This window comes from Sphingobium sp. CR28, from assembly GCF_052327305.1.
Classification (GTDB): Bacteria; Pseudomonadota; Alphaproteobacteria; order Sphingomonadales; family Sphingomonadaceae; genus Sphingobium.
The window spans coordinates 346,786-372,848 of sequence record NZ_CP182486.1; the positions used below are offsets into that span (position 1 = coordinate 346,786).

The following is a 26,063-nucleotide window of genomic DNA, read 5'->3' on the forward strand; positions in this document are numbered from 1 at the left end:
AGCGCCTCAACATAGGCGTTTACGGGCGGATCGCAATGCCACCGGGCCAATCAGACGGATCGACGCGGCGGTGCGCGCCGGACAGTCCAGGTCGATCCCCCTGTGACGATGCAATCCGCCAGCGCGACTCTCTTACCCTGGAAAAGTTGAACAACCGCTTGATCTATGGATGGTCCGCGCGGATTTTCTGCTGCACCATTGGTGCTCATCAGCATCCGCAGGAGTAATCGGCGCATCATTTCCCTGGGCAAGTCCGTCCGTTCCAGCGTCCATACGCCTCCAATTTCCTGCACATGGGCCGCGAAGAGATGCTCTTCCATCCAGCCAAGCGCATCGTTCGCCTCGGCAAGCGCGCCGGTCGCGCGCATCACGCCAGTAGGGTCGATAATTTCGCGATCGCTGATCAGCTTACGAAGCCGCGCGCGATCGAAACGGGGATCACTATTTGAAGGGTCATCGACAAAAGGCACGCCGCGCGCCACGCACCATGCCCTCAGCGTTGCGCGGCGTTCGCCCAGCAAAGGACGCAGGATAGTGCCCCGCTTCGCCCGAATGCCCGCCAGTCCGCTCACCCCGGCACCGCGCGAAAGGCGCATCAGCACGGTCTCGATCTGGTCATCGCCATGATGAGCGGTCATCAGCCAGTCGATGTCCGCTTGGCCCCGCCAACTTTCGAGCAGCGCGTAACGCACGGTTCGCGCACTGGCCTGCACGCTGCCGGTGATCGGCTGATCGGGGCCCAGCGTCACATGGGGTATGCCGATCCGCTCTGAAAACGCGCGCACCATATCGGCCTCTTCCGCCGCCTCGGGGCGCAGGCCATGGTCCACTGTCGCTGCACTGACCTGCCCCGGCCACAGCAGCGCCGCGCAGTCCAGCAGGGCCATGCTGTCGGCACCACCAGAGACCGCAATGCCAATGCGCTGCCTTGGAGCGATCTCGCCACCAGTCAGATCGCGGGTTGCGACCCGCAGCCGCTCAGAAAGGCCATTCCTCTCCTCGTCAGGCACCGCATTTGGCGCGTTCACGGCCTTTCACCATCATGCCGCGCAGATTGGCCTGCATAGATGCTCCGAACACATCGTTCAGTTCCGCATAGGCCAGGCACGCGTCGCTGTTGCGCTTGAGCTGAATGAGCGCCTCGGCAGTCCAGGCCAGGCTCTCCGCAGCGCGGTCGCCCTTCGGGCGCAGGCGGTAGTTCTCATAGAGTATGTTCGCCGCGCGCGCTGGCTTTCCGTCGTCGAGATAGGCGCGGCCCAGCAGATTCTGCGCACGGCTGGCCACATCGGTCTTTCCGTACTTATCCACGGTTTCCTGAAGCTGCACCTGCGCCTCGGGGTAGAACTTCGCGGTCCAGAGACGATAGCCGTAGGTGTAGCCGTCCAGAGCGGCATTGCCCGTGCTCGGCCGCTCGACCGCCGCAATGGCTTCCAAGCGAGCCGCGTTGGCGCCAGCGGGTGCCGCTGCAGGACGGCTCTGTGCGGGAGTGTTGGCAGCAGGCCGCGAAGGCGCCGCCGGGGTCGCTGCGGCGAGATTGGGCGTGCTCGCCGATGCATCCGCAGAAAGCGCCGGAAGCGCGACTGCCGCCTGCGCCGCCTTGAAATCGCTGAACTGCTGCTCGAGCTGGCGCATCCGGTAGCCATTCTGCTCCACCTGACCGGTCAGCTGGGCCAGCTGCGATTCGATTGCGTTCACGCGCGCGGTAAGGTCGGCAATCGGCAGGCTCGCGGGACTGCCGGTCTGGGTGTCGACGGGCGCCGGAGTGAGATCGGGCTGGAGCACCGCGCCCGCACCACCGGGAAAGACCTTGCGCTGCACGGCCTGCATTTCCTTCTCCAGCTTGCTTACGCGTCCGTCCAAGCCGGACTGCGCCAGAGCCGGCACGGCCGTCACGAGCAGGGCCAGAGCGGTCCCGGCCGAGGAAAGAATGTGAAGACGATTGCGCATGAGGTACTTCCCGGGTGTTGGTCTAAGTGAATAGCGCTTTCATAAGCCATTGCGCGCCTGCGACAAGCGCAGGCGGCATTGCGCCGCTGCCTCAGACGAGCGGAAGCGGAGCCTCCGACGCCGTTTTCTTTGGAGTGGCGATTACTTCTTTCCGAAGAATCCCTTGGCGATCTCGCCAATGTCATTGAGCGGACTGCCGTCGCCATCCTTGTCGAGAAATCCGCCGACCTTGCCAAGCAGATCCTGCGCGCCTTCGCCGCTGCTGCCGATCAGCCCCTTGAGACTATCGAGCGAAAGGCCATGCTCCTTCGCCGCTTCGGTCAGCGCGGCAATCTGATCGCCGCCCTGCCCCAGCTTGGACTGCACTGTCTCTGCGAGCGCGCTGAGCGTTTCGGCAGGTATGCCCAGCTTGGAGGCAGCATCTTCCAGATTACCCAAAAGTCCGTCGAAGAGGCCCATGACTCGCTCCTTTGCGCCACAAATGAAAAATGAAAAAGGCGAGGCATGAATTAACACGCCCCGCCCCCTCGCTAAATCGGAATTGTCGATCAGGCAGTGGTCAGCATCGCCTCACGCACGGAGTCGTCCACGTCCTGCTCGAACTGAGCAAAGTTGTCGACGAACGCCTTGACCAGCTTGGCGGCTGTCTCGTCATAGGCGGCGCCATCCGCCCACATTGCGCGCGGATCGAGGATCTTGCTCTCCACGCCCGGCACCGCAACCGGCACGTCGAAGCCGAAGTTCGGATCGGGGCGGAACTCGACCTGATTGAGGCTGCCGTCGAGCGCGGCGTTGAGCAGTGCACGCGTCACCTTGATCGGCATGCGCTTGATGCCCGGATCGGTCGCCTTGCCGCCCGCCCAGCCGGTGTTGACCAGCCAGCAGGTCACGCCGCCCTTGGCGATCCGCTCCTTGAGCAGGTTGCCATAGACAGTGGGATGACGCGGCATGAACGGCGCACCGAAGCAGGTGGAGAAGGTTGCCGTCGGCTCTGTTACACCAATCTCGGTGCCGGCTACACGTGCCGTGTAGCCCGAGAGGAAGTGATACATCGCCTGCTCCGGCGTCAGCCGGGAGATCGGCGGCAACACGCCATAGGCATCCGCCGTCAGGAAAATGATGTTCTGCGGCACGGGACCGAGATTCTTCTCGCTCGCGTTCGGGATGAAGTCGATCGGATAGGAGCCACGGCTGTTCTCAGCGAGGCTGTTGTCATCCAGATCGATTTCGCGAGTGGCGGGATCGATCACCACATTCTCCAGCACCGTGCCGAAGCGCTTGGTCGTAGCGTAAATCTCCGGCTCAGCCTCGGCCGAGAGGTTGATCATCTTGGCGTAACAGCCGCCTTCGAAGTTGAAGACCGCCGTATCGGACCAGCCATGCTCGTCGTCACCGATCAGCGTGCGGCTGGCATCGGCGGAGAGCGTGGTCTTGCCGGTGCCGGAAAGGCCGAAGAACACGGCGGTGTCGCCGTTCGGGCCGATATTGGCCGAGCAGTGCATCGGCATCACGCCCTTCACCGGCAGCAGATAGTTGAGGATGCCGAAGACCGACTTCTTCATCTCGCCCGCATAGGCCGTACCGCCGATGAGGATCAGCTTCTCGGTGAAGTTGACCGCGATCACCGTCTCGGAGCGGCAGCCATGCTTCTCCGGATCGGCCCGGAAGCTCGGCAGATCGATAATGGTATATTCGGGCACGAAGTCCGCCAGTTCGCGCGCCTCGGGGCGCACAAGCAGCGTGCGGATGAAGAGATTGTGCCAGGCAAACTCGTTGATGACGCGCACATTGACGCGGTGCTCGGGCTGCGAGCCGCCATAAAGGTCAGCGACATAGAGCTGGCTCTTCTCACCGAGCGCCGAGAGGAAGTCGGCCTTGAGTGCGGCAAAATGCTCGGGCGTCATGCCGCGATTCGTCTCACCCCACCAGACGGTGCTTTCGGTCGTCTCGTCGCGAACGATGAACTTGTCCTTCGCGGAACGTCCGGTGTGCTTGCCCGTCGCCACGACCAGCGGGCCGTCCTTTGCCAGCATGCCTTCGCCGTTCCGGATGGCTTCCTCGACGAGGGGACCAGTCAGAAGATTCCATTTCACGGTGGCCTGGGTATTAATGCCCTGATCAGTCAGGGCGAAGGAAGACTGAGCCTGCACGCCGATCTCCAATGCCTTATATTTTGAGGAGCTAAGCCGCTCCGTGCCTGATTTTCTGGCATTCCGCTACCGGCCGGCCAGTTCGGGTGGCTATAAGCAAAGCTGAAGCCTCGGTCAAATCAAGTCACCACATACGTGGCACGCCAAACCGCAACAAAGCGGGACAGGCTGCCCTGGAGGAGAGGTTGCTTGCCTCTCCCGCCCCCTTGGGATAGGCCCATTATTCGCGTGCCGGAACGGCGTATTCGAAGGGTAGCAGGCCAAGTTCATGACCGCTTCGATTGCCCTCGTCGATGACGATCGCAACATCCTTTCCTCGCTCAGTATCGCGATGATCGCGGAGGGCTTTACCACCCGACTCTATTCGGATGGGGACGCGGCCCTGCGGGCACTCATCGACAATCCACCCGACCTCGTAGTGTGCGACATCAAGATGCCGAATATGGACGGTATCGAGCTGCTTCGGCGCCTGCGGGAGAAGAGCACTGTTCCGTTTATATTCCTGACCTCGAAGGCCGACGAACTGGACGAGGCGCTTGGGTTGGCGATGGGAGCGGACGATTATATCGCCAAGCCCTTTTCGCAGCGCCTGCTCATCGCGCGCATCCGCGCCCTGCTTCGCCGCGTGGAGATGCGTCGACAGGAGAATGGCGAGGCCGGCCCGCCTGCAGAAATCACTGTGCGTGGTCGCCTGACGATGGATCCGGCGCGGCATCGGGTGGAGTGGGATGGCAAGGAAGTGACCCTCACCGTCACTGAGTTCATGATATTGGAGGCTCTCGCCCAACGCCCCGGAGTCGTGAAAAACCGCAATCAACTCATGGACGCCGCCTACCAGGACGACATCTATGTCGATGATCGAACCATAGACAGCCACATCAAGCGCCTGCGCCGCAAATTCCGCGAGGTCGCGCCTGATTTCAACGGAATCGATACGCTCTATGGCGCCGGATATCGTTTCGTCGAGGATTGAGACCCTGCGATCGACGCGTTCGGAGTGGCCGCAGCGCATTTCGCTTACGCGCCGTATTCTGGCAGTAAACATCTTCGCTCTCGCATTTCTGGCGGGAGGGTTTTTCTATCTCGACAGCTACCGGGCTCGACTCGTGGATGGGCGCCTCACCGCAACTGCACGAGAGGCCGGGCTCGTCCTTGCTGCGCTCGATGCGGAGGGGCCGGCGCGTCGAGACGCACTTCTTGTCCGTTCCGCCCATGTCACCGGCTTTCGCCTGCGACTTTATGGGACGGACGGCACCGTAAGGGCCGACAGCTTCGCACTGGCTGAGCCCACTTATCGACTGATCGATCCTCGTACCGATCCCTGGACAGTCAGGAGCGCGCGCGTGCTCGATCGTCTGGTGGAGACCGTCGCTTTCGCCCGCCGCCCGCCGCGCGTGCATGAGCCGGAGGTCGATCGGCTGGAATCCTGGCCCGAAGCCGTGAAGGCGCTTGAGACCGGCCGAACAATGACGGTTTATCGATTCGCGCCGGATCGCACACCCTTTCTGAGCGCCGCCGTGCCCATTCCCGGTGTCGGCGTGCTGCTCGCGACGACCAATGCTCGCGACATTACGGAGGTGGTACGCGCCGAGCGCTTGCGGATCGGCCTCGTTATCCTTGCCGCGATCGTCACGTCGGTTCTGCTGTCCTTCTTTCTTGCGCGCACCATAGTGGAGCCATTGCGGCGGCTCTCAAGCGCGGCGGTTCGCGTCCGGCTGGGCCGCGCGCGTGAAGTGATCGTGCCGCGCCTGCCGGAGCGTGGCGACGAAATCGGCCTTCTCGCCCGCGCGGTATCGGACATGAGCCAAGCGCTCCGCCAGCGCATCGATGCGACCGAGAGTTTCGCCGCGGACGTGTCTCACGAACTCAAGAACCCGATCGCGAGCCTGCGTTCCGCGCTTGAAGGCATGGGGCGCATCACCGATCCTGAGCTTCAGGCGAAGCTCCTTGCGATCGCGCAGGACGATGTGCTGCGGCTCGACCGGCTAGTTACGGACATCGCGGAGAGCTCGCGGATCGACGCCCAGCTTTCCCGCACGCCCTTTAAGTCGATTGATCTCGCCATTCTCATGTCTCGTCTCGTCAAGGCCCAGTCAAACCGGGACGGAGACTCAGGCGCAACGATTGAGCTTCATCGTCCCCGTAACGGCTTAGCTCTGGTGCTGGGTGACAGCGCCCGGCTCGCGCAAGTGTTCGACAATCTCATCGACAACGCCCGCTCCTTCTCGCCGCCGGGCGGGGTCATCAGCGTCGACATCGACATGGAGAACTCCCAAGGAAATGTCCGTGTGAGCGTGCGCGATGAAGGTCCGGGCGTACCGGTCAGGGAGCGGGAAAACATCTTCCGCCGTTTTCACAGCGTTCGCCCGGCAAGCGAGGCTTTCGGGCGACATAGTGGCCTGGGCCTTTCGATCGCCCGCACGATTGTCGACGGACATAACGGCACTATTCATGTCGAGGATCGTGCGGACGGCACCCAAGGTGCCAGCTTTGTCGTCATCCTGCCGCGAGCCCAGCCGCAAGAGGATGACGAGCCGAACGAAGCGCGATAGGAGGCTCGGCATAATGGCAGTGCTCTCCTCAGAAACCGTGCATGCGACCTGTGTTGCAATAGCCGGCAAGGCCATTCTGCTGATGGGCGAGAGCGGCAGCGGAAAGTCCGACCTTGCACTGCGTCTCATCGATCGCGGCGCCGTGCTGGTAAGCGACGACTACACGCTCCTTGAGCAGCAGGAGAGCCGCCTCATCGCGCGCGCGCCTGCGACGATCGCGGGCCGTATCGAGGTTCGCCACGTCGGAATCGTCACCCTTCCCTTTGAGAACGATGTCACTGTAGCTCTCGCGATCAGGCTCGACGGCCTCCCGGAACGCCTGCCCGAGCCAACATCCAGCATCCGACTTGCCGGCATGGACCTTCCCTGCTCCGTGCTTGACGCTCGCGAGGCATCCGCCCCGATCAAGGTCGAGCTGATCCTTCGGACTCTCGAAATGAAAGGCCAGCCCGCGTGACGAGCCGTCCGCTTCCCAAGTCGATTCTCATCGTCACGGGCCTTTCGGGCGCGGGCAAGTCCAGCGCGCTGCGAACTCTTGAGGATCTCGGCTGGGAAGTTGTCGACAATCTTCCGCTTGCGCTGCTTGACCGTCTTCTCGCCGCGCCGACGCCGGAAGGGCATGGTTCCGACGAAGCACGCCCCCTTGCCATCGGCATAGACAGCCGCACGCGCGGTTTCGACGCCAAAGCCATCGTCCGTCGCATTGAGCGGTTGAAGAGCGATCATGTGCATGTGGAGATGCTCTTTCTCGATTGCTCGGACTCCGTACTGGAGCGTCGCTATGCCGAGACCAGGCGGCGGCACCCCCTTGCTCAGGATCGGCCAGCGGCGGACGGCATTGCCCGCGAGCGGGAACTGATGGAGCCGCTCCGCAGCGGGGCGGATCATCTTGTCGACAGCAGCGATCTTGCAGTGAACGGGCTGCAGGCCGAAGTTCGCCAGCGCTTCGGTGGCAGTTTCGAATCGACCCTTACGCTTCTCTCCTTTGGTTTTTCACGCGGCGTGCCGCGCAACGCGGATCTGGTGTTTGATGTGCGCTTCTTGCGAAACCCCTTCTGGGTCGAAGCGCTACGCGACTCGACCGGACAGGACGAGGCGGTGGCGGCCTATGTCAGGGACGATTCGCTTTATGAGGCGGCTGTGGGTCAGATCGAGGCGCTGCTCAGAACAGTACTCCCACGATACAGCGAGGATGGGAAATCCTACGTCACCGTGGCTTTCGGATGCACGGGTGGACGCCACCGGTCGGTCTGTGTAACCGAGGATGTCGGGGAACGCTTGCGCAGCGCGGGCTTTTCCCCCACCATTTCACACCGCAATCTGGAATCGGCACAACTCGATGCCTATGAAAACCGGCGCGGATGAGAGGACGCTGGGAACAAACAAGCGGGGCGCTCGGGCAGGATGATCGGACTGGTATTGGTGACACATGGCCGATTGGCCATGGAATTTCGCGTAGCGATGGAACATGTCGTGGGACGGCAGGATGCGATCGAGACGATCTGCATTGGGCCGGAAGACGATATGGAGATGCGGCGCGCCGAGATCGCCACGGCTATCGCACGGGTCGATGACGGCTCCGGCGTCGTCGTCCTTACTGATCTGTTCGGTGGAACGCCGTCCAACCTCGCCATCTCGCTGCTTGACCCCGGCCATGTGGAAGTGATCGCGGGCGTCAATCTGCCCATGCTCATTCGGCTGGAGAGCGCGCGCAAGAAGATGCCCGTTGTACAGGCCGTAGCGGCGGCGCGGGAAGCAGGCACGAAATATATCAGCGTGGCGTCCGAGCTGTTGGGAGACGAACAGAAGTGAGTCGCCTTTCCCGCACCGTGATGATCAGCAACAAGCGCGGCCTCCATGCGAGGGCCAGCGCAAAGTTCGTCACGCTCGCTGCTGGCCAGACCGCGCAGGTCACAGTTGCCAAGGACGGTCAGGAGGTCGTCGGCACCTCGATCATGGGCCTCATGATGCTCGGCGCGGCACGAGGCGATGAGATCGTGATTGCTGTGGAAGGAGACGGCGCGGAAGAGGCTCTTGGCCTACTCACTGCGCTGGTCGAGAATCGCTTCGGCGAGGAATAGGGCGCTCCCAGCCTATGCGTGAGATCACAGGCTTCTCTAATCCGCTCGTAAAGCGGGTCCGTTCGCTCCGCGACAAGAAGCATCGCAAGCGCGAAAAGCTGTTCATCGCGGAGGGACTACGCATCCTGACGGAGGCCCGCGAGGCGGGAATCCTCCCCGAGATGCTGTTTCTGGCGCGCGACGCCCGCCCACATGACCTGGCAGAAGCCCTGATTGCGGAGGTGGAAGCTGCGGGCGGGGACGTCATCGCCACGGATAGCGACATTCTCTCCAAGATTTCGGGGAAAGACAATGCGCAGGCGCTGGTGGGCGTCTACCGCGACCAGTCAACTGATTTGGAACGGATTGATCGATATTCTTCGCCAATTTGGTTCGTGGCGCAAGCGATGCGGGACCCCGGTAACCTGGGCACCTTGCTGCGCATCGGTGATGCAGTGGGCGCTGGCGGCCTCATCCTTGTGGACGACTGTGTCGACCCTTTCTCCGTGGAAGCAGTTCGGGCGAGCATGGGCGCGCTCTTCACTCAGCGCATCGCGCAGGCAAGCTGGACGGAGTTTCTCGCTTGGCTCCGTACGGGCCCAGGCCAGCTTGTTGGCACCAGCCTCAATACCGATCTGGATTATCTCGCACCGCGCTACGCCGCGCCTACTTTCCTGCTCATAGGCAATGAGGCGCGCGGTTTACCGGCGGATTATGAGACGGCATGCGACGTGCTCGTCAAAATCCCCATGATGGGCAAGGCAGATAGCCTCAACGCATCCGTAGCAGGTGCGGTGATGGCCTATGAAGTGCTGAATCAGCAGCGTCGACAATAGCGGCGCCTTAGCGTCAGGCGAAGCTGGCGCTCTTCTTCCGCCGACGCAGGAAGACGCCCACGATGGTCATACCTGCGATAATCATGGCCCAGCTCGCCGGCTCAGGTATCGCACCGGTCACCATTGGGTTGGTGCCCGGGGCTACTTGAACGGCGCCGCCGAACCAATCGCCCCAGCAGCTTCTGCAAGTATAGTCGCCGATGATGCGGAGCGAGACATTGCCCGCCGCTGCGTATCCCGTGCCCGTGATAAAGCCAGAATTGCTCGTCGTGAAATCGCTCAGGATCGACTGGCCGTTGATCTGCATGTCGCTGAACAGGAACTTGGGCGACCCCTGCATGAAGATCTGGATCTTGGCGTCATACGGCACGGTGAACGTCAGCAACTGATCGAAGGTCGTGAATTGCGGGACCTGAACACCCCAATAGTCGATGCCAGCCCACTGCGACGCAGGATTGCTGATCGGGTCAGTGATGGTCGAGGCGGAGAGAGCGGGAGTCACCGGCAAGCAGGCCGCAAGCAGCGAAGCAAGAGCGGCCTGAGCGAGTTTAGACTTGGCCATGTGGCAACCTCTTCCATTTCGCGGTCTCGCTGCAATGTCGCGCGGCTCCGCAGAGTGTATCATCGATTGCCCGCATCTGGAGCGATCGTGCATGACGCTCTATGGAAACAAGGTTGACGATCGGTGAATCCGCAGACCTTTTCGCGACGAGACGAAGGCCTTACCGCCGCACCTTGCCGCTGGCATTGATCCAGAATCCGGCTACAGGCGGGAAAGCCGGAAATCGAGGCGCGGAGGGGGAGCAATGGGCATAAGCGGATCGGCAGGCGGGACCGTGTCGCCGTCCTCTGGCATGGGCGCCATGGCCGCAAACCGGCGCATTCTCGTGGCCAGCCTCGTTGGGACATCTGTCGAGTTCTACGATTTCTATATTTACGCGACAGCCGCGAGCCTCGTTTTCGGACCGCTTTTCTTCTCCAGCGCTGCTCCCGCCACCCAGCTTGTTTTCTCTTATGCGAGTTTCGCGCTCGCATTTCTTGCCCGGCCACTGGGCGCTGCCGTGTTCGGTCATTATGGGGACCGGGTGGGCCGCAAGTCGACGCTCGTGGCCTCTCTCATGCTGATGGGCGGCTCGACCTTCCTGATCGCATTCCTGCCTACATATGCGATGATCGGCTGGGTGGCTCCTCTGCTCCTGTGCGTTTTGCGCTTTGGTCAGGGCTTCGGCCTGGGTGGAGAATGGGGCGGCGCCGCCCTCCTAGCAGTGGAGAATGCGCCTCCAGGCTGGCGGGCTCGCTTCGGCATGATGCCCCAGCTTGGCGCTCCCGTTGGCTTCATCGCAGCCAATGGTCTTTTCATAATCCTCGGCGCGGTGCTGACGGATGCGCAGTTCCTCGCCTGGGGCTGGCGCCTGCCTTTTCTGCTGAGCAGCATTCTCGTGCTGCTAGGCCTGTGGGTACGCCTCAGCCTTACTGAGACGCGCGAATTCGCGGCTGCTCTCGCAGAAGCACCCCCGCCCGCCATTCCCCTTGCGGAGCTTCTCGTGCACCACTGGCGACAGGCCATTGGCGGGATGCTGGGCGCGATCACCTGCTTTGCACTTTTCTATATCGCCACCGCCTTTGCGCTGGGTCACACCACTGCTACGCTCGGCTTGCCTCGCGAAGCAATGCTTGGGGTTCAGCTCGGGGCAATCCTGTTTCTCGCGCTTGGTATTCTCGTCGCCGGCTGGTGGTCGGACAAGTCGAGCCCGCGCATGGTGCTAGCCGCAGGCTGCGCAATCACTGTGCCGTTAGGCGCGGTCTTCGGCCTCGGTCTCGCCGCCCCCGTCCCTGCCACCATCTTCGTGGCTCTCGCACTTGCTCTTTTCGTCATGGGGCTGACCTATGGCCCCCTAGGCGCTTGGCTCACGGATGCCTTCCCGCCGCGCGTGCGCTATTCAGGCTCGAGCTTCGCGTTCAATCTCGCCGGTATTTTCGGCGGGGCGCTGGCGCCCAATGCCGCGCTCTGGTTGGTGACTCACCACGGCGTTGGCGCGGTAGGAGCTTATCTCTCCGTAGCCGGGGTCGTCAGCTTGCTGGGTCTATGGGTCGCGCGGCGCTGAGGCTCAGGTGCCCGTCCACCACTGCCAGAGCAGCCGCATCGCGACATAAAGAATGAGCAGGGCCGTCAGCCTGCGGATCAGACCGGGTGAGAGGCGCCCGATCGCAAGCCGGCTGCCGATCTGTCCGCCGATTAGAACCGCCACGGCCAACGGCCAGTAGGCCACCACCTCCGCGACGGGAGCACCCTTCCCCGCCATTGCTTTCATGAGTTGCCCAATCAGACCGCCAATCGAGTTCGCGAGGATGAAGACGCTCGCGGTTGCCGCTACGCGCCGCGCATTGTCCCAGCGAACGAGATGCAGGACCGGCGCGAGAAAAATGCCGCCGCCGATACCGACGAGCCCGGAAAGGAGACCGATCGGCCCTGACGCAAGGAGACCCACTGCTCCGGCGCGCGGCGCTGCGTCGGCATCCTGCGGCGGTCTCTGCATCAGCAGCAGCACGCCCGCTGCCAGAAGGGACAGGCCGAGCATCAGAATGAACAGCGCCTTGGAGATCGGGATGACACCGCCTGCCCACGCGGCGGGCACGGAAAGCGCAAGCATCGGCGAGGTCCGCCGCCAATCGATCAACCCCGCCCGTGCAAAACCGATCGTTCCGCCCACTGCCACGATGAGGTTGCATGTGAGGGCGACAATCGGAAAGACCTGAGGGTCCGTGCCGGCGAGGACCAAAAGCGCGTTGTAGGTCGAGCCGCCCGCAAAGCCCACGGAAGCGTAGAGCAGCGCGGTCAGAGCAAAAAAGGCGGCAAGAGCAAGCATCAGCGGCTCCGGGGACGTCCGGTTTCCTCGGCTCTATGAGCGCACTTCAATCAGCCCAGCGCACCGTGGCAGTGCTTATACTTCTCGCCCGACCCACAAGGGCACGGCGCATTGCGGCTGATGTCGAGGCCGGCGAACTCATTGTCCGCTCCCGCTGCATCGGACACCGCGCGAGGCGTGGACAGCGGCAGACCGGGAATGGTCGTGGTGATAAAGCCGCGGCTCCCAGCGTCGATATCCGCGCTGTTGTCCTCGCCGGTCAGCGGATCGATGTGGCTCGTGAGGAAGTCCGGCAACTCCGGCAGGTCGATCGCCGGTGAGGGCTCGTTCATCTGGAACTGGAGATGGCTGATCGTATAGGTCACATCTTCGCGAATGCTGCCCAGCATTCGCTCGAACAGCGCGAATGCCTCCTGCTTATACTCATTGATCGGCGTCTTCTGCGCGTAGGCGCGCAGGTGGACGACCTGCCTCAGGGCGTCGAGCGTCGCGAGATGCTCCTTCCAATGATGATCGAGATTCTGGAGGAGGATGCTCTTTTCGATCTGCTTCCAGCTCTGCTCATTGAGAGCGGCGACCCTCTCTTCGAGCGCCGCATCGGAAAGCGCCACAAGGCGCTCCTCAAGCATTTCCGGTTCGACATGATCCTCAGCCAGCCAGGCGTCGAAATCGGGTGTCAGATTGAGCAGTCGCTCCGTTTCGGCCTTGAGTCCTGCAATATCCCATTGTTCGGGGTAAGTGCCGGGGGGGCACGCATTGCCAACGAGAACATTGACGGTTTCGTGGCGCATGTCGGTCACCACGTCGCTCACCGTCTCGGCATCCATGATGTCGCTGCGCTGCTCGTAGATGACCTTGCGCTGGTCGTTCATCACGTCGTCATACTCGACGACCTGCTTGCGGATGTCGTAATTGCGCGCTTCGACCTTCTTCTGCGCCGTTTCGATTGCTTTGCTCATCCATTTGGAGGGAGGCAGCGCCTCGCCGTCTTCCAGGCTGGAGCGCATCATGCGCGCGAACAGCGTGTCCGGACCGAAGATACGCAGCAGATCATCGTCGAGGCTGAGGTAGAACCGGCTGAGGCCGGGATCGCCCTGACGACCTGAGCGGCCGCGCAGCTGATTGTCGATACGCCTGCTCTCGTGCCGCTCGGTGGCCAACACGAAGAGGCCGCCCCGCTCCAGCACCTGTTGGCGCTCTTCTTCGATCTCCGCCTTGATGCGGGTGATCGCAGCCTCGCGTTCCGGGCCTTCCGGCATATCCTTCAGTTCGTCGTCGACCCGCAGTTCGAGATTGCCGCCCAGCTGGATGTCGGTGCCGCGACCCGCCATGTTGGTGGCGATCGTCACTGCGCCAAGCCGACCGGCCTGCGCCACGATATGCGCTTCGCTTTCGTGGAAGCGGGCGTTGAGCACGCTGTGGGGCACATCCTCCTTCTTCAGGAATTCCGAGAGGAGCTCCGACTTCTCGATCGAGACGGTGCCGACGAGCACGGGCTGGCCCTTGGCCTGATGCTCCTTGATCGTCCGCGCGATACCCGCGAACTTGTCTTCCGTGCTCTTGTAGAAAAGGTCTTCCTCGTCGACCCGCCGGATCGGCAGATTGGTGGGGATGGTCACCACGTTCATCTTGTAGATATCGTAGAACTCGCCCGCTTCGGTCGAGGCTGTGCCGGTCATGCCGGAGATTTTCGGGTACATGCGGAAGTAGTTCTGGAAGGTGATCGAGGCGAGAGTCTGGTTCTCAGGCTCGATGTTGACGCCTTCCTTCGCTTCCACGGCCTGATGCAGGCCATCGGACCAGCGCCTGCCGTCCATCATGCGGCCGGTAAACTCATCGATGATGATCACCTTGCCGTCCTTCACGATATAGTCGATGTCCCGGCGGAACATGGCGTTGGCCCGCAGCGCCTGATTTACGTGGTGGACGACCGCCGTGTTCTCGAAATCATAGAGATTGGCGCCCTGAAGCAACCCCGCGCCTTCCAGCAGGCGCTCCATCTTCTCGGTGCCTTCCTCGGTCAGCGTGATGTTGCGCTGCTTCTCGTCCTTCTCATAGTCGTCGGGCACGAGCTGCTTCACCAGCTTGTCGACCGCGATATAGAGCTCGCTCTTATCGTCGGTCGGGCCGGAGATAATGAGCGGCGTGCGTGCTTCGTCGATCAGGATCGAATCTACCTCGTCGACGATTGCAAAGTTGAAGGGGCGCTGCACCATCTGGTCGCGCTCATACTTCATGTTGTCACGCAGATAGTCGAAGCCGAGCTCGTTATTGGTGGCGTAGGTGATGTCCGCGTCATAGGCGGCCCTGCGCTCCTGCTCGTCGATATTGGGCACGATCGTGCCGGTGGTGAGCCCCAGGAAGCGATAAACCCGGCCCATCCAGTCGCAATCGCGGCGGGCGAGATAGTCGTTCACAGTGACAACGTGGACGCCTTTGCCTTCCAGTGCGTTGAGATAGGTGGCGAGCGTCGCCACCAGCGTCTTGCCTTCGCCCGTGCGCATCTCGGCGATCTCGCCGCGATGGAGAACGATGCCGCCAATCATCTGCACATCATAGTGGCGCTGGCCCAGCGTGCGCTTGGCTGCTTCCCGCACGGTCGCGAAGGCTTCGGGCAGAAGGTCGTCGAGCGTCTGCCCCTCGGCGAGGCGCTGGCGAAACAGGACCGTCTGGTTCCTGAGCTCGTCGTCGCTCATTGCGCTGATCGTGGGCTCGAAGCTGTTGATGCGCTCTACGGTCTTGCGGAGCGACTTGACGGTACGGTCGTTGGACGAGCCGAAAACAGATTTGGCGAATGCGCCGAACATGGCGGTTTCCCTATTATGAAGAAAGATGAAGGAAGCGTCGGCGAGGCGCCGGCGTGAAAACAAGGAACGCGATAAAGGCCCTGGTGAACCGGGGCGGGCCGGTTATTCCAGCCAGGCGCGCTTCAGGAGAAGGATTGAACGAGCGGAACGAACGGGCGCTGCTTCTGCCCCGCCGCGCGCCTTATCCGGACAGGGCAACGCTTTCGCGTCGCGTGCGCGGATAGAAGGACGCGCTGCCTGCTGGCTCGCTCCCGCCACCGCTGCCGACGCACTGCCGCGCTGCTCGACGCTGCGTTCCACCTGCGCGCGCGCGACCGGACGCTCACCGGCCACAAAGCCGGTCAACGAGGCGATCATCGCCGAGAGGAGGATCAGGATCTGCAAAGCGTCGCGCTTCCCCGTTCAGTCGCGGGCCTACATAGGTTCAATCACGGCAAACGTCCATGCCGTTCATCATGAAGGTGATTTGAACGAGATGGCTAGTTGGTTGGGAAAGCTTCGATCAAAATCTTGACCTGCATCTGGGCTTTGACAGGCTTTCCTTCCTTGTCGACCAATTTCGCTTTTCCGTCTGAAGAGGCCACACCTATACAACCCTCGGGCGAAAATGAAGGAAGTGGCTGTTCCGGCCTCTGTCCTGATTTCAGTGTTGCCGTGCAATTACTTGCGTTACCATCTTCATCGACGTTGAAATGGAGCGTCGTCACTCGGGGGAATTCGCTTATGGGCGTGCCCGTGTCCTCCGGTATCTGCCAAGTCACGTTACGCGTCCCCTGCGAAGAGACCGGCTTTCCCGTCTTGTCCAGCGCTGGCGTGAAATGGCCTCGTTCCTTCATCAACCGGCAGGATGTCTCGTCAAGCGCGGCGCTCCCGCTGGTCTGCGTGACAGCGCAAAACGTCACCTTACCTGTCGCGTCAATATCGAATTTCATTCCGACCGTCCCCTCGGCCGAGGTCGCCAGTGCCTCCGCCGGATAATCGTCGGTCGTGAACCAGTTGGAGGCATTGCCTTTTGGTCCATCGCTTTTGTCCACAGCGTAGGCGGGCATGGCGCAGCACGCCGCCAATAAGATCCAGTACTTCATCCTGTTCCCCCTTTCTTATGAGCTATTGCGAAACATTGAGGCTCGCAACGCCCATTTGCGCGCCCTGTGCTTTGCGCTATTCGCGCTGCCATGACAGACATTTCGCCGCTCGCCCTGCCCTTCCCCTCCCTGCCGCCCATCGCCGGCGTTACGCCGCGTGTCGCGCGCGCGCACTACAAGACGTGGGACCGCTGCGACCTCACTTATATCGAGTTCGCGGAAGGCACGACTGTCGCTGGCGTGACGACGAAGAGCCTCTGCCCCTCGCCCGAGGTGGAGTGGTGCCGCGCCGCGCTGCCGCTCGGTACCGCTCGTGCATTGATGGTCAATGCCGGCAACTCCAACGCCTTTACGGGACGGCTGGGTCGCGACGCAGTGGAAGCCAACGCCGCCCGCATTGCAGCGCATCTGAGCTGCCAGCCGAGCGATGTGTTTCTCGCTTCCACTGGCGTCATCGGTGTGCCCCTCCCCATCGACAAGGCCGCAGCCGGGTTGGACGCAGCCTTCGTCGCTGCACCCTGCACGCTTGAAGACGCCGCCGCCACGATCATGACGACAGACACGTTCACCAAGGGCGCCGTCGCCACCGCCGTGATCGGGGATCGCGCCGTCACGCTCGCGGGCATCATCAAGGGCTCGGGCATGATCGCGCCGGATATGGCTACGATGCTGGGCTTCATCTTCACTGATGCTGCCGTCGAGCCCGCCCTGCTTCAGGCGATGCTCGCTCATGCCAATCTTGCGAGCTTCTCCTGCATCACCGTGGATAGCGACACCTCGACGAGCGATACCGTGCTGGCCTTCGCCACGGGCGCGGCTGGCAATGCTCCGCTGGCCAGCATGGACGATCCGGGTGCCGAGGCGTTCGCCGCCGCGCTGCGCGATGTCTGCCTCCAGCTTGCCCATCTCGTGGTGCGGGACGGCGAAGGCGCGAGCAAGTTCATCGAGATCGCGGTTACTGGCGCGAAATCGGACGAGAGCGCTCGCGCCATCGGCATGAGCATCGCAAACTCACCTCTCGTCAAGACGGCAATCGCGGGTGAGGACGCCAATTGGGGCCGGGTCGTCATGGCCGTCGGCAAAGCCGGCGAACCTGCCGAGCGCGATCTGCTCGCGATCCGCTTTGGCAATACGCTCGTCGCAGAAGGCGGCCTGGCAGTCGAGGGTTATGACGAAGCGCCCGTCGCTGCGCACCTCAAGGGCCAGGAAATCCGGATCGGCGTCGCTCTGGGCCTTGGGGAAGGTCGCGCCACCGTCTGGACCTGCGATCTCACGCACGGTTACATTTCGATCAACGCCGATTATCGGAGCTGAAGGTGCACGCACTTCATAAGTCCGTCGAGGCGCTGATGCGCCGGGTCGCTGCCGATATCGTCATGCCGCGCTATCAGAATCTCGCATCACACGAGATCAGCGAGAAGGCAGCCGACGACCTCGTTACCATTGCGGACAAGGAGAGCGAGATCGCTCTGGCCGACGGCCTGGCAAGCATCCTGCCCGAGGCCGCCATCGTCGGCGAAGAAGCAGTCGCTGCCGATGCTTCGGTTCTAGAGCGGCTCGGCGCCGGCACGCAGTGGATCATCGACCCGATAGACGGCACCGGCAATTTTGCTGCCGGGCGGCCGCCGTTCGGTCTCATGATTGCGCTGGTCGCTGACGGCGAGATGCAGGCGGGCTGGTTGCTCGATCCGCTGACCGGCCGCCTCTGCCATGCCGCGCTGGGCGGTGGCGCTTTCGTCAATGGGGATCGGATCGCCGCACGCGGCACCGGTGTGGACCTGCCCGTTGCTGGTCTCTCCGTGCTGTTCATGAACCCCGCCGATCGAGCCGAAGCGCTCCGTCGCGCCGAGGGAAAGCTGACGATGATGGACATTCCGCGCTGCGCCGCCGAGCAGTATCCGCGCATCGTGCTGGGCGTGAATGATGTCGCCGTGTTCGAGCGCACACTGCCATGGGATCATGCGCCCGGAGCGCTCTTCGTCAACGAGGCTGGCGGCAAGGTCGCCCGACCTGACGGCTCGCCCTATCGAATCGGGGCCGACGCCGGGCGCGGGCTCATTGCAGCTTGCTCACCGGCGATGTGGGACCGGGCGGCCGACATTCTCTACCGCTGATAGTCAAACGGCCGGGCGTCATGGAGACGTCCGGCCGCTATCGTCATCATTATCCAGCCGTCAGCGCTGGATGCGCTTCAGAGAACGCCCTCAAGCCATCCCTTGAGCTGGCTCTTCGGGGCCGCGCCCACCTTGGTGGCGGCGGGCTCGCCGTTCTTGAAGAGGATCATCGTAGGAATGCCACGCACGCCGTAGCGGGCAGGCGCATCGGGGTGATCGTCGATGTTAAGCTTGGCGATCGTCACCTTCTCGCCCAGTTCCTCGCTGATTTCCTCGAGCGACGGCCCAATCATCTTGCACGGCCCGCACCACTCCGCCCAGAAGTCGACAAGCACGGGCTTGTCGGACGCAATCACATCGTCGTGGAAACTGGTGTCGGAAATCGCCTTGGTGGCCATGGGATAGGCTCCTGCATAAGTGTGGACCGAAATCTAGGCGGGCGACACACACTTCTCAAGAGCGGGCGGCTGCAACTTCTCCTGACGGTGCCGCAAAGCCCGGCTTGTGCGCCGCCAGCCTTTCCACGCCGATATCGATCAGCTTCGGCCCACTCGTATAAAGCAGGCTGGCATGGATGGCGCGACCCGGAAAGATCACGCCCAGCGCGGCAGCGTAAGCCGCCATCTGGCGGATATGCGCGAGGGGCACGTCTTCTACATCCTGGGGCACCAGCCGACCCGTCTTGAAGTCCAGCACATGCACCGCAGCCTCCGTCACGAGCAACCGGTCGACCGTACCGGCAATCACCAGCCCGTTGACGACCGCCGCGATCGGAGCTTCCGCCAGTGCCTGCGCCGAAAAGAAGGCGGCGTGGGTCGGATCGTTGATGATGTTCAGCGCATGATCCGCGATCGTTTCGGCAAGAGCCCTGTCGTCGAGGCCGCCCGCGCCGCTCAGCCAGCCTAGCGCGGCAGTCCGTCTATCCTCTGGCGCCACGTCCGGCAGACGCTCGAACAGGGCGTGGAGCAGTTTGCCTCGCGTCGCTGCCATGCGCATCACCGGAGATGGCGGCGGATCCGGCACGTCGTCCTCGACATTGGCCGATGGCGCCAGAGGGCGCGGGGGACGTGCTTCGATCGGGGCTGGCGTATCGATCCAGTCCGGCCGCGCCATCGGAACGACGGCGTCCGTCCCATCTTCCTTATCCTCCGCCGCATCAGGCAGCACGTCCCGCCCCTGCCAGCTCGTGACGTTGCCCCAGATGTCGTCCGGCCGCTCCACTGCGCCCAGACCAGCCAGTGCCAGCCCCGTCTGCATGTGCCAGCTCTGTTCGGGAACGACGCCCTTGCGCTGCGAACCCAGTGCACCACCGATTGCCAGCAGTTCCTGCGCACGGGTCATGCCCACATAGAGCAACCGCCAATGCTCCTCCCGTTCCCGTGCATCGGTGTCTTCCATGGCCCGCTCAAGTAAAGGCGTGCGCTCCGCACCCGTGGGTCGAATGAGCGGGAGCGCATGGCCGCTCACCGGCAGTTCGATCGCGCCAGCGCGCGGGCTCCGGCCCGGATCATAAGTCGCGTCGGCCAGAATCACGATCGGTGCCTCCAAACCCTTGGCGCCGTGTACCGTCATCACGCGGACGGCGTTGCCCGCCTCCGCCAACTCGCGCTTGATGTCCGCCTCTTCGCGATCGAACCAGTCGATGAAGCCCTGAAGAGAGGGGTGCGCCTCGCTCTCGAACGCCAGAGCGCTGTTGACCAGTTCATCGATTGCATCACCCGCCTCTTCGCCAAGCCGGGCGACAAGCTTTCCGCGCCCGCCAAGCGGCCCGCTCAGCATGGCTTCCAGATAGCGATAGGGCGTGGTGAAATCCGCACTCGTGAGCAGTGCGCGCAGCGGCGCCAGCATCGCTTCGGGCTGGGTCGCCCTCAGGTGAGACCAGAGCGACACGCCCTTCTCCCGCAACGCCCGGTGCATGAGATCGTCCTGCGTCCAGCCGATGAGCGGCGAGACGAGCAGGCAGGCGAGGTTGAGATCGTCCTCCGGCTGCACGGCGAAGCGCATCCCCGCTACCAGATCCCGCACCGCGAGCGGGGCCTGTAAGCGCAGGCGATCGACGCCGGCCACGGGCACGCCCGCTTCATAGAGCCGCGCCACGATCAGTCGTGCCAACGCACCACGGTTGCGCACCAATATCATGACATCGCCGGGCCGCGCGCGCCGTCCCTTGGATTTCAGCCAGCGTCCGTGGGATGGATCAACCCAGGCCCGCACTTGCGCGGCAATCTTCTGCGCGTGAAGGCGCTCATGGTCCGCGAGCCAGCCCTCCTCGCCTTCCGGCTCTTCGTCCCCTTCGTCGCCCCCATCCCCGCCAGCGACGATTAGACTGGGCGCCCAGAGCTGAACTTCGCCGGGATGAGGCCGGGCACTGCCATGCGCCTGCGCGGCTTCCGTGAGGCCGATGGTCGTGAAGCCCAGCAGCGAGAGTGTCGCGTCCACCGCTTCCAGCACCGCGGGAACCGTGCGGAAGCTCAGGGAAAGCGGCAGTTCATCGAAGGGTTGCTCCGCATGGCCGGCGCGCGTGCGGAAATGATCGAGAGCGCCCATGAAAGCGCGCGGGCTCGTCCCCTGGAAGCCGAAGATCGCCTGCTTGGTGTCTCCCACCACGAAGAGTGTGCGCGTCGCCCGCTCGTCCGCTCCGGGACTCAGCTCGAAGAAATCGTCGACGATCGCATCCACGATTTGCCACTGCGCATCATTGGTGTCCTGCGCTTCGTCGACGAGGATATGATCGACGCGGCTGTCCAGCCGGTACCGAATCCAGTCGCCGATCCCCTCCTGCGCCAGCAGCATTGCCGCGCGGCCGATCAGTGCGTCAAAGTCTACTCCGCCTTCCGTCTTCAGCGCGGCCTGATAGGACCGGGCATAGGCCCGCCCCGCGATCAGCCCATGCGCCGCGAGGCGCGCGTAGCCGACCTGCGCTTCCAGATCCGCCAGCGCCGTGATTGCCGCGCCGGCTTCCTCGCAAAGCGCCACATAGTCCGGCTCGGCGGCAAGCAACTTGGCATTGGCGCGGTTCTTCACCTCGCCTTTTTGGGTCAGGATCGCACCACGCAGATCGGCCAGACCCTGCCCGCGCGCTGCGGGAGCAGCCGCCAACCACTGCGCGATTGCATCGGCGCATTTGAGGCCGCTTGCCGTGTTCCACGCGACATTCGCCGCCGAGATCTGCCGGAGCAACGCCACCGGGAAAACATCATCCGCGCATTGTTCAGCCAGATGATTGGCCAGATCGCCTGTGGGAAGGTCGAGATACTCGAGGAGCAGCGCTTCGATTGGCTCGGGCAGCGCGTCGAGCGCTGTACCAGCGCGTGCACACCGGGCCAGATAGGACGTCACACCGTCCTCGCCCAATCGCAGAGAGAGCGCCGCTACGGCAGCCTGCACACTCTCGTCCAGTTCCGCTTCGGCCCGCTCCAGCATTGTAATGAGCGCTTGCCGGGCCAGCGCCCGCTGCGCGCGTTCGTCGAGCGGCCGGAAGCCCGGCACTAGCCCCGCCTCCAGCGGAAAGGCAGCGAGCAGGGACTGGCAGAAGCTATGAATGGTCTGGATTTTCAGGCCCCCGCCCGTGGCCTCCAGCACGCGCGCGAACAGCAGCCGCGCCTTGGCAACCGCCTCGGGACCATAGTCCTCCCCCAGCGCCATCAGGTCCATGGCGACATCCGGCCCGCTGGCCCGCACCCAGCGCGCCAGCCGCTCATGCACGCGTTCTGCCATCTCGGCCGCGCCAGCCTTGGTGAAGGTCAGGCACAGAATGCGCTCGGGTGCCACGCCGGCGAGCAGCAGGCGCAGCACGCGCGCGGTCAACACATGGGTCTTGCCCGTGCCGGCGGACGCACTCAGCCACACGTGGGCGCCGGGGCGAGAGGCGCGCGCCTGCTCGTCCTTGAGCGGCAGGAACGCTTTCGCTTCAGCCATCGATGCGCTCCGTGCCACCGTCGTCGCGCGCATACCATTCGTCCAGCCGCATGAGCTGGTCATAGTCGGTATAGACCGGCGCATCGGCGTGAGGACGCGCGGTGAACGGCTCTTCGCCGGTCAGCCAGCGCGCCGCCGCCTCGTCGAAGAAACCAGCGATCATCGGGAGCATTATCTCCGCAGCAATCTTCCCCCGACCCCCGCCGGGCTGCGCGATCGTCCGGCGCGCGCCGATCCCGCCCTTCTCCTTGCGGCCTGTTGCCCAATATTCGTAAGTCGAGACCATCGTCCCCGCCTGCACCTGCGGAAATCCGCCCTCCTGCGCAATGAGGCCCAGCAGCCCAAGTTGCAGCGCAAAGCCCGCCTCGGTCTGCTTCACGGATGGCGCGTGGCCGCTCTTATAGTCCACAATTGCGAGGCTACCGTCGGCGTGCGCATCCACCCGGTCGGGCTTGCCGCGCAGCTTCACGCCGCCGCGCATGATGTGCCCCCACTCCTCCCCGAAAAGGATCGTCCGCCCGTCCTGCGCTTCGCGGGCGACTTCGCTGGTCACCCAGTCCAGCCCGGCGAGCAGGCGCGGCTGCCACAAGGCCCTGAGCAGCGGATGCGCCGGCGCATTAGCGATCATCTCCGTAGCGAGGGCCCGCAGCCGCTCGGGGCCGGGCGCGCCCTCACGCATCCATCGCTCCAGCACGGCATGCGACTGCGTACCGCGCCAAGCCTGTCCTGGCTCCGCGTCCACCGGGTCAAGTCGCGACAGTCGCAGGATTTTGGCGGCGTAGAAGGCGTAAGGATCGGCGCGCAACCTGTCCATGTCGGTCACAGCGATGTCTCGCGGGCGGCTGTCCTGGGGCGGCATCGGCGCTGGCGGCCGCGCGCGGGGCACCGGCGGCAAACGGTCGATCATCCGCGCAAGACCAATGAGCGCATGGTCCTCCCGCCAGGCATCGCCCGCCATGGCGCGCAGGCGAAGCCAGAAGCGTGAAGCGACCGTCGGCGCGGAGATGTCCCGTCGCGCTCGGGACAGGAGCACGCGCGGCGCGCCCAGCCCGTTGGCGAAGTCCTGCGCCGCCACGCCGATCCGTTGTTCCAGACTGGGCAGATCGAGGGCGGTGCGCACGCTCGGCGCCAGCCAGGGGTCAGGTTCCGGCAGTGCGGGCCAGCTTCCCTCGTTGAGACCCGCCAGGATCATCAGGTCGGACTGCATCAGCCGTGCCTCGATCAGGCCCAGAATCGCTATGCGCGGATGTCCTCCCTGCGGAGGTCGCACGGCCACGCCACCCAGAGACTGTCCCAATATGGACGCCATGCTCGCCGCGTCTACCAGTGCGGGGCCGAGAGGCGCGGCGTCCGCCATTGCGCTCATCGCGTCAGCGGCGGCATGGCCCTGATGGCCAGCCCACACCCGCTCGGCCGTCAGAGTGGAGGCAGCGGTGCGTAGCGCCTCCAGACTTGCGCTCAGCGTTGCGGTTCCGCTCCCGATCGCTTCGAGCGGCGCAAGCTCTTCCGCAAGTCTCCGCCACCAGTCGCGGATCGCAGCACGTTCGGTCCGGAGCGGTCCCTCCGCGGCTTCGATCAGCGCGGTAATCGCGCTCAGCCCGGGCGCGGGTCGCGGCCCACGCAGGATCAGATCCAGCCGGCGCACCTGTTCCAGCCATTCCAGCCGTCCCTCGCCCGCGCGCACCAGCGGATGCTTGAGCAGAGCGAGCAGGCTCACCGGCGCGAAACGATCGACGGCCACGCCCGCCAGTCCCATCAGCAGCGTGCCGGGCGGCAGATGCGAAAGCGGCTGGCCAGCACTGTCGTCCGCGTCGATGCCCCAGCGCTTGAGATGAGCCGTCACACGGGTCGCGAGCGCACGATCCGGAGTCACCAGCGCTGCCGTCCGTTCCGGCGCCTCCAGCGTCTCGCGCAAGCGGATAGCGATGGCTTGCGCCTCTTCCGCCGGTGTTGCGGCCTCAATGGCGGTCACCCCCGCAAGGGATCGCTGGTCGGCCTTTAATTCCTGCCAGCGCCCGGTCAGCATCGGCGGCAGCATCGCGTTGCTGATCGCGCGACCTCGCGGCTTGCGGGAGTCATGCTCACCGCCCCAGCGCCATGTCGCCACCTCGTCCGGATGGATATTCATCCGATCGAGCATCCGCCGCAGCACATATTGCGGATGCGTGGGCGACGCCGGAGCGCGGGTTCCGTCCGGCCGCAAAGCCGGGCCAAAGCCGCCGATCGCTTCCCATTCGCTCGGGCCGAGTTCCTTGTCGAGATCGGCAAGCACCACGCTTCCCTGGGGCATGTGGGCGACCACGCGCAGCAAGTCCACGATTGCCGGAGCGGTGGTCGCGATGCCGGCTGCCACCACGAAGCGGTCCGGCGAGGCCTCCGTCCAGCGTCGCGCGATCCGCGCAAGCATGATGTCGCGTCGCTCGGCCATATCGATGCGGCCGCGTGCTGCCAGCTCTGCGGGCCAGCGCTCAAGCAACAGCGAAAAAAGGGCGAGCGCTTTCTCCCAGTGTCCGGAGAGGTCGCGATGATCCGGATTGTCCCTTAGCGCGGCGAGATCGCGGGCAGACTTGCGTTCGATGATGAGCTGGTCGAGCGTTCGGGAAAGCGCAGCCGCCAGTCGGAACGCCTCGCCCGTTTCAACCGGATCTCCGATCCGGGCGCGTTCCTGCTGGATCAGCCGGGCGAGGATCATCTGCCGCTCCATCGGGGCTATCGCCGGAGGTAGGTCTGCACCCAGGCCGATCGGTTCGAGCGCACTGCCCAGCACTTCGGAGAGTTCCGGATCGCCCAGCGGCACCAGCCGGGGCAAAAGCAGCCCTCCCTCCGCCCGTCGAACGAAGGCGTCGCGCACGGCCCGCACAGCCCGGTTGTTCGGTAGCAGTACGATCCCCCTTGCGAGGGCCAGGCCATCGTCCTTGCGCCCGTCATGAAGAGCGAGGAGGCCTTTCGCCAGCGCATCGGCAAAGGCGCGGTGCGCAGGGATGGTGTAGATGGCCGGGTGCGCGTCAGCCACCAGCGATCCCGGCCTCGACGATCGGTATCGCCGCCGGCGTTCCCACGTCGAACCAAAGCCCGATATGGACAAGCCCATAGGCCCGCCCGGCGGCGATTGCCCTGTCCCAGAAGATGTTCGTAGAGAAAGCATCGCCCGGCGGGTCAACGATCAGGCGGGGCGCAATGACCTGAACACCCGTGAAGACGAAGGGCGCCACTCGCCCTGGCTTCCGCCGGGAGAGCCGGCCCAGAGCGTCCATGTGAAAGTCGCCCGGTCCGCTGTGCCCCGCCGCACGGGCATGGGGCACCATGAGGAGCAGTGCGTCCATCGCGGCGTCATCCCACCGCCGGGCAAGTGCGCTGATCGCGTTGGTCGGTCCGTCGATCCACAAATTATCGCTGTTGGCGCAGAGGAAAGGCTTCTCGCCCAGCAGCGGGAGCGCGTGAATCAGCCCTCCGCCTGTCTCCAACAGCTTGGCCCGCTCGTCGGAGATGACATAATCGACGCCCGTCTCTCGCGCTCGTCCCGCCAGATGCGCCTCGATCGCGTCCGCAAGATAATGCACGTTGACGACGATGCGCCGGATGCCCGCGCTTTCGATCCGGTCGAGGGCGTGGTCGATGAGGGGTTGTCCCGCCACTTTCACCAGTGGCTTGGGTCGGGTCGCGGTCAGCGGTCGCATCCGCTTTCCGAGACCCGCCGCCATTAGCATCGCGGTGTCGATCACAGTGC

23 protein-coding genes are annotated in these 26,063 nt (G+C 63.9%); 10 read left to right on the plus strand and 13 right to left on the minus strand.

The window, feature by feature from the left end; translation table 11 throughout:
* Positions 1–50 precede the first annotated feature (50 nt).
* From tilS to ACNAOH_RS01600, 4 genes are all read right to left on the minus strand, one after another.
* Entirely contained in the window at positions 51–1,028 is a 978-nt protein-coding gene (gene tilS, locus ACNAOH_RS01585; RefSeq protein ID WP_443971035.1) for a tRNA lysidine(34) synthetase TilS, read from the minus strand.
* Positions 1,003–1,947, minus strand: a complete 945-nt coding sequence (locus tag ACNAOH_RS01590) for a tetratricopeptide repeat protein (protein WP_443971036.1) — start codon at positions 1,945–1,947, stop codon at positions 1,003–1,005. The genes tilS and ACNAOH_RS01590 overlap by 26 nt, the downstream gene beginning before the upstream one ends.
* A gap of 141 nt (positions 1,948–2,088) precedes the next feature.
* Positions 2,089–2,406 carry a hypothetical protein gene (locus ACNAOH_RS01595; RefSeq protein WP_443971037.1) on the minus strand — a complete coding sequence of 106 codons (318 nt, stop codon included), beginning with the start codon at positions 2,404–2,406 and terminating at the stop codon, positions 2,089–2,091.
* An 89-nt stretch (positions 2,407–2,495) separates the two neighbouring features.
* Positions 2,496–4,097, minus strand: a complete 1,602-nt coding sequence (locus tag ACNAOH_RS01600; protein WP_443971038.1) for a phosphoenolpyruvate carboxykinase — start codon at positions 4,095–4,097, stop codon at positions 2,496–2,498.
* 268 nt (positions 4,098–4,365) lie between these two features.
* On the opposite strand from ACNAOH_RS01600, the gene ACNAOH_RS01605 reads away from it, so the two are divergent.
* The 7 genes from ACNAOH_RS01605 to ACNAOH_RS01635 are packed head-to-tail and all read left to right on the plus strand — an operon-like array spanning position 4,366 to position 9,545.
* A complete protein-coding gene (locus ACNAOH_RS01605; RefSeq protein ID WP_443971039.1) occupies positions 4,366–5,070 on the plus strand; it encodes a response regulator transcription factor in 705 nt (234 codons plus the stop codon).
* Positions 5,039–6,649, plus strand: coding sequence for an ATP-binding protein (locus ACNAOH_RS01610; RefSeq protein ID WP_443971040.1), 1,611 nt, complete (start codon positions 5,039–5,041; stop codon positions 6,647–6,649). The genes ACNAOH_RS01605 and ACNAOH_RS01610 overlap by 32 nt, the downstream gene beginning before the upstream one ends.
* Before the next feature lie 13 nt (positions 6,650–6,662).
* Positions 6,663–7,106, plus strand: coding sequence for an HPr kinase/phosphorylase (locus ACNAOH_RS01615; protein ID WP_443971041.1), 444 nt, complete (start codon positions 6,663–6,665; stop codon positions 7,104–7,106).
* Positions 7,103–8,014, plus strand: coding sequence for an RNase adapter RapZ (gene rapZ, locus ACNAOH_RS01620; RefSeq protein ID WP_443971042.1), 912 nt, complete (start codon positions 7,103–7,105; stop codon positions 8,012–8,014). The genes ACNAOH_RS01615 and rapZ overlap by 4 nt, the downstream gene beginning before the upstream one ends.
* A gap of 39 nt (positions 8,015–8,053) precedes the next feature.
* Positions 8,054–8,461, plus strand: coding sequence for a PTS sugar transporter subunit IIA (locus ACNAOH_RS01625; protein ID WP_443971043.1), 408 nt, complete (start codon positions 8,054–8,056; stop codon positions 8,459–8,461).
* Positions 8,458–8,730, plus strand: coding sequence for an HPr family phosphocarrier protein (locus tag ACNAOH_RS01630; RefSeq protein ID WP_443971044.1), 273 nt, complete (start codon positions 8,458–8,460; stop codon positions 8,728–8,730). Before ACNAOH_RS01625 ends, ACNAOH_RS01630 begins: the two co-directional genes overlap by 4 nt.
* A 14-nt stretch (positions 8,731–8,744) precedes the next feature.
* The gene (locus tag ACNAOH_RS01635; protein WP_443971045.1) at positions 8,745–9,545 is read left to right on the plus strand and encodes a TrmH family RNA methyltransferase; all 801 of its coding nucleotides are present in this window, start codon (positions 8,745–8,747) and stop codon (positions 9,543–9,545) included.
* Between the two features lie 13 nt (positions 9,546–9,558).
* On the opposite strand, the gene ACNAOH_RS01640 is transcribed toward ACNAOH_RS01635, so the two are convergent.
* Positions 9,559–10,107 carry a PEPxxWA-CTERM sorting domain-containing protein gene (locus tag ACNAOH_RS01640; RefSeq protein ID WP_443971046.1) on the minus strand — a complete coding sequence of 183 codons (549 nt, stop codon included), beginning with the start codon at positions 10,105–10,107 and terminating at the stop codon, positions 9,559–9,561.
* Between the two features lie 292 nt (positions 10,108–10,399).
* Between ACNAOH_RS01640 and ACNAOH_RS01645 the strand changes: the two genes are divergently transcribed.
* Complete coding sequence (locus ACNAOH_RS01645; protein WP_443972019.1) at positions 10,400–11,650, plus strand: MFS transporter; 1,251 nt, start codon at positions 10,400–10,402, stop codon at positions 11,648–11,650.
* Positions 11,651–11,653: 3 nt separating this feature from the next.
* Here ACNAOH_RS01645 and ACNAOH_RS01650 read toward each other — a convergent pair whose 3' ends face one another.
* The 4 genes from ACNAOH_RS01650 to ACNAOH_RS01665 all read right to left on the minus strand — a co-directional run bounded on the left by ACNAOH_RS01650 (position 11,654) and on the right by ACNAOH_RS01665 (position 16,304).
* Positions 11,654–12,412, minus strand: a complete 759-nt coding sequence (locus tag ACNAOH_RS01650) for a sulfite exporter TauE/SafE family protein (RefSeq protein ID WP_443971047.1) — start codon at positions 12,410–12,412, stop codon at positions 11,654–11,656.
* Between the two features lie 50 nt (positions 12,413–12,462).
* Positions 12,463–15,219 (minus strand): preprotein translocase subunit SecA, encoded by a 2,757-nt coding sequence (secA, locus tag ACNAOH_RS01655; RefSeq protein WP_443971048.1) that lies wholly within the window; start codon positions 15,217–15,219, stop codon positions 12,463–12,465.
* 102 nt (positions 15,220–15,321) lie between these two features.
* Positions 15,322–15,603 carry a hypothetical protein gene (locus tag ACNAOH_RS01660; RefSeq protein WP_443971049.1) on the minus strand — a complete coding sequence of 94 codons (282 nt, stop codon included), beginning with the start codon at positions 15,601–15,603 and terminating at the stop codon, positions 15,322–15,324.
* A gap of 95 nt (positions 15,604–15,698) precedes the next feature.
* Complete coding sequence (locus ACNAOH_RS01665; protein ID WP_443971050.1) at positions 15,699–16,304, minus strand: energy transducer TonB; 606 nt, start codon at positions 16,302–16,304, stop codon at positions 15,699–15,701.
* Between the two features lie 90 nt (positions 16,305–16,394).
* Between ACNAOH_RS01665 and argJ the strand changes: the two genes are divergently transcribed.
* Complete coding sequence (argJ, locus tag ACNAOH_RS01670; protein WP_443971051.1) at positions 16,395–17,618, plus strand: bifunctional glutamate N-acetyltransferase/amino-acid acetyltransferase ArgJ; 1,224 nt, start codon at positions 16,395–16,397, stop codon at positions 17,616–17,618.
* A 35-nt stretch (positions 17,619–17,653) separates the two neighbouring features.
* Positions 17,654–18,418, plus strand: a complete 765-nt coding sequence (locus ACNAOH_RS01675; protein ID WP_443972020.1) for an inositol monophosphatase family protein — start codon at positions 17,654–17,656, stop codon at positions 18,416–18,418.
* Between the two features lie 77 nt (positions 18,419–18,495).
* On the opposite strand, the gene trxA is transcribed toward ACNAOH_RS01675, so the two are convergent.
* Genes trxA through ACNAOH_RS01695 form a run of 4 tightly spaced genes read right to left on the minus strand, consistent with a single transcriptional unit; the run spans position 18,496 to position 26,058 of the window.
* Positions 18,496–18,816 carry a thioredoxin gene (trxA, locus tag ACNAOH_RS01680; protein ID WP_443971052.1) on the minus strand — a complete coding sequence of 107 codons (321 nt, stop codon included), beginning with the start codon at positions 18,814–18,816 and terminating at the stop codon, positions 18,496–18,498.
* Positions 18,817–18,871: 55 nt separating this feature from the next.
* Complete coding sequence (gene addA, locus ACNAOH_RS01685) at positions 18,872–22,336, minus strand: double-strand break repair helicase AddA (RefSeq protein WP_443971053.1); 3,465 nt, start codon at positions 22,334–22,336, stop codon at positions 18,872–18,874.
* The gene (gene addB, locus ACNAOH_RS01690; protein ID WP_443971054.1) at positions 22,329–25,349 is read right to left on the minus strand and encodes a double-strand break repair protein AddB; all 3,021 of its coding nucleotides are present in this window, start codon (positions 25,347–25,349) and stop codon (positions 22,329–22,331) included. Before addB ends, addA begins: the two co-directional genes overlap by 8 nt.
* Positions 25,342–26,058 (minus strand): nucleotidyltransferase family protein, encoded by a 717-nt coding sequence (locus ACNAOH_RS01695; RefSeq protein ID WP_443972021.1) that lies wholly within the window; start codon positions 26,056–26,058, stop codon positions 25,342–25,344. The genes addB and ACNAOH_RS01695 overlap by 8 nt, the downstream gene beginning before the upstream one ends.
* Between the last annotated feature and the right edge of the window lie 5 nt (positions 26,059–26,063).